4 protein-coding genes are annotated in these 6,958 nt (G+C 37.9%); all 4 read right to left on the bottom strand.

Annotation, left to right across the window (positions count from 1 at the left end; genetic code table 11):
• Positions 1 to 77: 77 nt before the first annotated feature.
• From E1171_RS11215 to E1171_RS11230, 4 genes are read right to left on the bottom strand one after another with little or no spacing between them, the layout of a single operon-like run.
• The gene (locus E1171_RS11215; protein ID WP_187696402.1) at positions 78 to 1,397 is read right to left on the bottom strand and encodes a TolC family protein; all 1,320 of its coding nucleotides are present in this window, start codon (positions 1,395 to 1,397) and stop codon (positions 78 to 80) included.
• On the bottom strand, positions 1,384 to 4,539 hold the full coding sequence (locus E1171_RS11220) for an efflux RND transporter permease subunit (protein ID WP_155206099.1): 3,156 nt from the start codon (positions 4,537 to 4,539) through the stop codon (positions 1,384 to 1,386). The genes E1171_RS11215 and E1171_RS11220 overlap by 14 nt, the downstream gene beginning before the upstream one ends.
• A 23-nt stretch (positions 4,540 to 4,562) precedes the next feature.
• Complete coding sequence (locus E1171_RS11225; RefSeq protein WP_155206100.1) at positions 4,563 to 5,678, bottom strand: efflux RND transporter periplasmic adaptor subunit; 1,116 nt, start codon at positions 5,676 to 5,678, stop codon at positions 4,563 to 4,565.
• 9 nt (positions 5,679 to 5,687) lie between these two features.
• Positions 5,688 to 6,140 (bottom strand): MarR family winged helix-turn-helix transcriptional regulator, encoded by a 453-nt coding sequence (locus E1171_RS11230; RefSeq protein WP_155206101.1) that lies wholly within the window; start codon positions 6,138 to 6,140, stop codon positions 5,688 to 5,690.
• Positions 6,141 to 6,958 lie beyond the last annotated feature (818 nt).

A 6,958-nucleotide genomic window follows, 5' to 3' on the forward strand; every position in this document is an offset into this window, starting at 1 on the left:
AAAAAGACAGTACTTTTATTGTACTGTCTTTTCTTTTTAAAAGGATAAGTAGAATAATAATTTCCTGGAATTAAAATTTAAAACTCGGAATTTAATAGGTTTCCACTTAGTTGTAAAAGTTGCAGTTCTGTTTTCTTAGCTTCGTATTTAGCCTGATTAAAACTGTTTTGTGCGTTAAGCAAATTTAACTGGGCATCACGAAACTGGATGGAATTAATCTGACCTAGTTTGTACTGCTCTAGACTCCTCTCAAAATTTAGTTCATTGGTTTGAACATTCTTCTCCTCTGCTCTTAGTATAAATAAAGCATTCTGATAGGACGACCAGGCATTGTTTACATTTCGTTCAATTATTTGCTCGAATTGTTTTTGTTGTATTTCCCGGTTGTGCACTGCTATTTTAGCATTTTGCACATTGGTGCGCGTTTTCCCTCCATCGAAAATATTCCATGCCATATTCAGGTTGGCAGACAAGCCCACTGTACTTTGCCTTGGAAACTGCACATTAGCATTTTCACTTTGTGACCAGCCGTAAGAGCCATTTAAGCTAACTTTTGGTACCCATCCTGTCTGACTTATTTTCACGTCATATTCATTCAGTTGTCTGTTTTTCCTTGCCTTCAACAGCTCAACATTCTTTTCCTTGGCATTGGCCAATAGATTTTCTTGACTTAAACCGGAAGTATACCTTACTGTAGTGTCCACTTCAAAAGTAACATTAACGTCTCTTCCCAAAATGACATTCAGGTCTCTTTTGGTATTAATAAGTTGACGTCTGATTTCCATGAGGTCAATACTATCTCTATTAACATCAACCTCTGCATTTAACAAATCTAGTTTGCTGCCTTGTCCATATTCATAATTATATTTAGCCCTGAGCAAACGCTGGTTCGAAGTTTCCAGGGTTTGTTTCTGTCTATTTTCATTTTCCATTAACCGGGCCACCTCATAGTAGGAAGTAAAAAGACTAAGTAAGGTGTTTTCGATTATCTGACGAGCATCCAGCTCGGAAAGCCGCTGACTTTCCTGTAGTTTTCTGTAATTGTAGGCTCGCCCCATCCCATCAAATAAGGTATAATTTACCCCAATGGAAGCATTATAGCTTTGGGAAGTTAGGCCATCTAAACTTCTTTTTTGCCCCTCCATAGTAGTTACCTCCGTATCGTTATTACTGAGGTTTGCTCCTGCGTTTGCACTTACCTGTGGTAACATTCCGCTATTTAAAATGCCAGCATTATTTTCTGCAATCTTTACATTATTGCTAGCAACTTTGATCTCATAATTATTTTCCAAGGCAATAGAAACGGCCTGCTCCTTGGTTAATGTTTCCTGCGCTATGGCCACATTGGTATTTACCAATAAACCAACGGCTAATACATATTTTTTAAACAACTTCATGATACTCAGCATTTTTTTCAATGATGGCTCTTTCAACTTCTTCTTTCGCAGGCTTCTTTCCTGTATAAAGCCATTTAAAATTAACTTTAATGGAATTCCCAACTGACAAAAGTAATGGCAACATCAAAAGTGTCAGGAAGGTAGCCACAACAATTCCATAGGCAACAGAAATGGCCATTGGAATAAGAAACTTGGCTTGTCTACTGGTTTCAAAAATCAAAGGAGCAAGTCCGGCAACTGTGGTGAGGGTAGTCAGGAAAATAGCTCTGAAACGTGAAATTCCTGCATTAATCAAGGCGTCCTCTTGTTTCATTCCCTCTTTCAAATACCCATTGTACTTTTCAATGAATACCAATCCGTCATTCACCATAATTCCAACCAAGGCAATAATGCCTAGGTAAGAAAGAATGTTGATAGCAAAGCCATGAACCCAATGACCCCAGGCTACTCCAATCAAACTAAAAGGAACCATAATCAATAAAAGAAGAGGTTGGCTATAGGATCGGAAGGTAAATGCAATCACTGCATAAATCAGGAAGAGAATCACTGGCAAAACCATCATGGCTGAGCCTGTAACTTTTGAAGCCTCCCTGTTTTGTCCTTCATATAGAGCGCTTACCGATGGGTATTTAGAAGTTAGTTCCGGCATAATCCGAGCTTTAATATCCTCCAAAATGGCAGTAACACTTTCCTTTGGATTTTTCAGATCAGCAGAAATATTGATCTCTCGTTTTCCACTTAGGTGATTAATGGCTATTTCACCTCTTTCAATTTCATAAGTAGCAATTTCTGAAAAAGGAATACGATCCCCATTGGTTGTGGTTATCCACATATCATCTAGGTTTTTAATGGAAGACCGATCTTTTTTGTCGTAACGTACCCAAACTTTAATTTCATCTTGCCCACGTTGGAAACGCTGCGCCTGAAAACCGAAAAAGCCATAACGTACCTGCCTCATAACCCCTTGCAGGTTGAGTCCTAGCAAATGGGCATTTTCTTTTAACTTAATCTTGATTTCTTTAATTCCTGCTGGGTCATTATCCTTAATATCTTTTAAAAGGTTGTTTTTGCTAAGTTCCGTTTTTAATTCATCTTTAGCGGCTTTCAATTCCTCAATATTATTTCCCAGCAAGGATACGGAAACAGGGCTTCCTCCAAAGTTGGAGCCTGAACCAAAAATCAGGCTTTCTACGCCATGGACCACTCCTGTTTTTTCCCTTATGGCATTGGTTATCTCAAAAGCTGCAAAATCTCGTTCCTCACCAGGGAGTAGATTTACATTTAACTTAGCCGAAGAAGATCCTGGGCCTATTCTTCTGATGACATTCTGGACGACAGCTTTCTGTCCTGTTTGCTTTGCAGTAAATTCTTCATTTACTTCCCAAACCACTTGTTCTATTTCAGAAATTATAGAATCGGTGATTACCTCATTCGTGCCCTGAGGCATGGTCAGTGTAATTTGAATCCTATCACTGGCAATCGAAGGAAAAAAAGTGGTTCGGATTATTCCTCCATTTATTCCGGCAATGGTGATAATGAGTAAAGCAAAAACAATGGAGAAGCCTAAAAATTTATTTTTTAGGAAGAATTTCAAGCTCGGGGCATATAATTTATCCCTGAGGTAGGCCAGGATACCTTCAAAGAAACGCCTGAATTTATTTTCTTTTTTCTCTCCCTGTAGTGCTTTGGAATGTGCAATGTGTGCCGGAAGTATGATCAAAGCCTCGATCAGGGAAATTCCTAAGGTAAGAATCACTACTACAGAAACTTCACCAAAGAATTTTCCTATTCTCCCATCTAAAAAGAAAAAGGTGGAAAATGCCAATACTGTTGTCAGAATGGCGGAAATAATGGGTGGAATAACCTCCATAGTCCCATCGATAGCAGCTCTAATTGGGCTCTTTCCTTTTTCATAATGGTGATAGATGTTTTCTGCAATTACAATTCCATCATCGACCAAAATACCGATGACAATAATCATCCCAAAAAGAGAAAGTACATTGATGGTTACGCTAAGTTGTGGTGCAAAAATAAACATTCCTAAAAATGCTACAGGCAATCCTACAGCTACCCAAAAGGCTAATCTTGGGTTTAAAAAGAGGGAAAGGAATAGCAATACGAGGAACATACCGATTATTCCGTTCTCTGTGAGTAAGGCTGTACGTTGGCTCAAAGTGATAGAAGAATCCCTGGTAATATCCAATTTCACATTGTCATATTGTTGATTGAATGTATCGATATAGGCATTAATTCTATCAGCCGAAGAAAGTAAATCTTCACTGTTGGTATTGCTGACACGAATACGTACAGCAATATTTCCGTTGTAATAAAGGCGGTCGGGAATTTCTGACCATCGGTCCCTCACTTCAGCAATATCCATCAATCGAATCACATTTCCCGATGGGTCTGCCCTTACCACTAAATGTAGGAGTTCATCCCCATAATAGGAGCGGTTATTGGCTCGTATCAAATATTCTTCCTCATCAGTTTTAATATTTCCCCCTGTGGTAAGAATATTGGCTTGCGATACGGCTAGGGCCACCTGGTCAAAGGTTAAATTATAGGCTCGCAGATCATTCTCTCTAACTGCAATTTCAATTTCCTCATCCGGGTAACCTTCTACACTTACTTGGGAAATACCCTCCATTCCGCGAAGGTCATTTTCAACTCTTCTGGCAAGATCCTTCAAGGTGGTTAAAGGTACCTGATCACCGCTTACGGTAAAACTGATGGTTTCTCTAATGCTTTCCACTTTGGAAATTACCGGAGGCTCCATCCCTGATGGAAAGGAAGGGACACGGTCCACGGCATTTTTAACATCGGAAAGGACGACATCTATATTTTTGCCTTTCTCTATTTCTACCGATATAGTAGCGGAATTTTCCCTTGAGGTAGAAGTAACTCTATCAATTCCTACAATTCCTTTTAGGTTGTCCTCAATTTTTAATACGATGCCTTCCTCTATTTCCTGAGGAGATGCCCCCGGATAGGTTAGGTTTATCTGTATTAACTCTGAATCCGTTAAAGGGAAAAAGGAAGACTTCATAGCCAGCATGCCCAAAGCCCCAAAGAATAGGACCCCAATCATGATGATATTTACTGCAACAGGGTATTTAATAAAATGGGTAATGACTTTTCTCATAATTCGAGTTCAAAAAATCCTAGTTAACTTTGTGGGGTAAATATTTTGACAGGCATTCCAGCGTAGGCACCAGGAACGGTTTTGGATAAAAGTTGATCCCCGTCTTTTAGCCCTTTAATCACCACTGTTTTCTCATTGAAAAATACAGGTTGAATTTCCTTTAGCATGAGGACCCCTTTTTTCACGACATAAAGTTTACTATTGTCAATGAGTAATTTCCTCGAAACCTGGTAAGCATTTTCTTCTTCCTTGGCTGCTAGGGAAGCTTCCAAGTACATCCCTTCTTTTAAGTCATCACCGTTAAGCTGAATGTAGGCTTGAACAGTTTGGGATTCCTGATTTATCCTTCCGTTCACCCGAACAACTTTCCCTTTCCAGCTCTTTGCTTTCTTTAGATCATGGAGGCTTACACTTTTCCCTACTTTAAGTAAATGTATATAGGAAGCATTCACCGAAACTTCCATTTCATATACTTTTGGATCAATAAACTCTCCTAATTTTTGCCCAGCTCTAACCAATGTTCCCTGTGTCACAAGAGATTCTGTTAATACTCCCTTAAAAGGGGCAGGGATGAGGTATTTCTCTAACCGCACCTCCATATTTTTCACATTATAATACCTGGAAAAAATTCCCTTTCCTGAAATAAAAAATTTTTCTTTTTCGGATTGAGGCTCAGGGAGAGCAGGGACGACTTTGTTCATATCAAATTTTTGCAAATAGCTTTCCCAGGCAGTGTAGGCTTCCGGAAAGTCAATCCGTAAGTCTGGAAGCATAGAAATAATTAGGTTGTAAAGGTTGCTTCTTTCGGAAAGTAAACTAGCGGTGTATTCCCTGCTGTTAATATGGAGAAGGGTTTCTCCCTTTTGATAATGCTCTCCTGGTTTAAACTCTTTTGAGGTTCTTTTCAAAACTCCCTGCACCTCAGAATAAATTTCCACCTTGTTTTTTGCTTCCAGATTTCCACTGGCGGTAATGACAATAGGTATAGCCTTATTCTTTACGGTTTCAGTAAAAACGGTTTTGACCACTTTCTCTACCTTCTTTTTTGGGGCCTTTTTAGAATTCGATAGTCCTTGAGCTGCCAAAAAAGCTCCTACTAGCAACAGTAGGCCAATTCCAATAGTAATGTACTTTCTCATTAATAAATGTTAGTTTATGCTGAACTCTGGATGATTTATTTTAATATTGTTTTGTACTTTCTTAATAATTCCAATAGCGTAGTTTACTTCCTCTTCGGAAATCCCCTTTTGCAACTCCTCTACTATCTCCTTAATTACAGGCAACGCTCTTTCAAATATCTTTCTTCCCTCTTCGGTTAGGTATACCAAATTCACTCTTTTATCTTCTTCCGAAGGAACTCTTTCGAGAAGGTTTTTCTTTTCCATTGTATTCACCAGTCGTGTCAGAGAGGTTTTATCCCTTTCCGTAATAAAGGCTAGTTCATTTTGTGGTACCCCATCTTTATCATGCAGAATTTTTAAAAGAATGCATTGGGTTTTTGTTAAATCTATTCCGCGACTTTGTAGTTTGTCTGAAAAGTATAGACTTATCATTTTAGCTGTTTTTCCAATCCAAGGGGTCAGGGTGTAATCAAATTTCATTAAATGCTTTTTAGAGTTGAAAGCCCTTTAGTATCATGTGATTTAGATGCATATGCAACTATTTAAATGGAAAGGCTTTATTACATTAGAAAAATTTTAATACAATTGTGCAATACGAATGAACTATAGGGAAGGTTGCAAAAAAGTGTGTACCAGCTCAATTTTTTTTATTTTTTCTCAAAATTGATTTTTTGAGTTTTAAGCTTTTGAATATATGTGTTGAAACATATTTTTTAAGAAATTTATGTAGTTGGATCAGTTTCTTTCTTTCTTTCTTTAAGTCTCTCTAAAGGGGGTTAAGTATCCATTTTTTATCAGACGGGTCCCTTGTTTCTTACTTTTCTTGCTTATATATTATTTATAGTTGGTCGGCAAAGAGGTTTAGTAAAAAATAGGGCAAATAGAAAAGGGAGGATTCTTGGATTGCTTGATTGTATTTTTGTCTTTGGGGTTCTACTTTTAAGTGGGCTTTTGCTAATTGATAGGTTACTTCAATCGCCCATATTGGATTAAAGTAAGGAACAATATCTCCTACTTTTACTTTGGTATTAGTGGTAAAACTAGATCAGAAAATTAAGGATGAAATCTCAAGATAAAGTTTACAATTTTTGTATGTAAAATGATCCAAAATGCGAGACTAAACAAATTTAATCAGGCTCTGGGGGGATTTATAAACCTGCCTATTTTCTCAAATGACTAAAATTGAGGTTAGTCATTGATCTAATGTCCCTTATAGAAAACAAAGCCCTCCCTGCCATTTAAACAATTTTCTAGAATTTCTACTTAATATTTTAGGCCATTTAACCGCCCTGGGTTTT

Origin of the sequence: Xanthovirga aplysinae, from assembly GCF_009711365.1 — a bacterium.
Lineage (GTDB): Bacteria > Bacteroidota > Bacteroidia > Cytophagales > Cyclobacteriaceae > Xanthovirga > Xanthovirga aplysinae.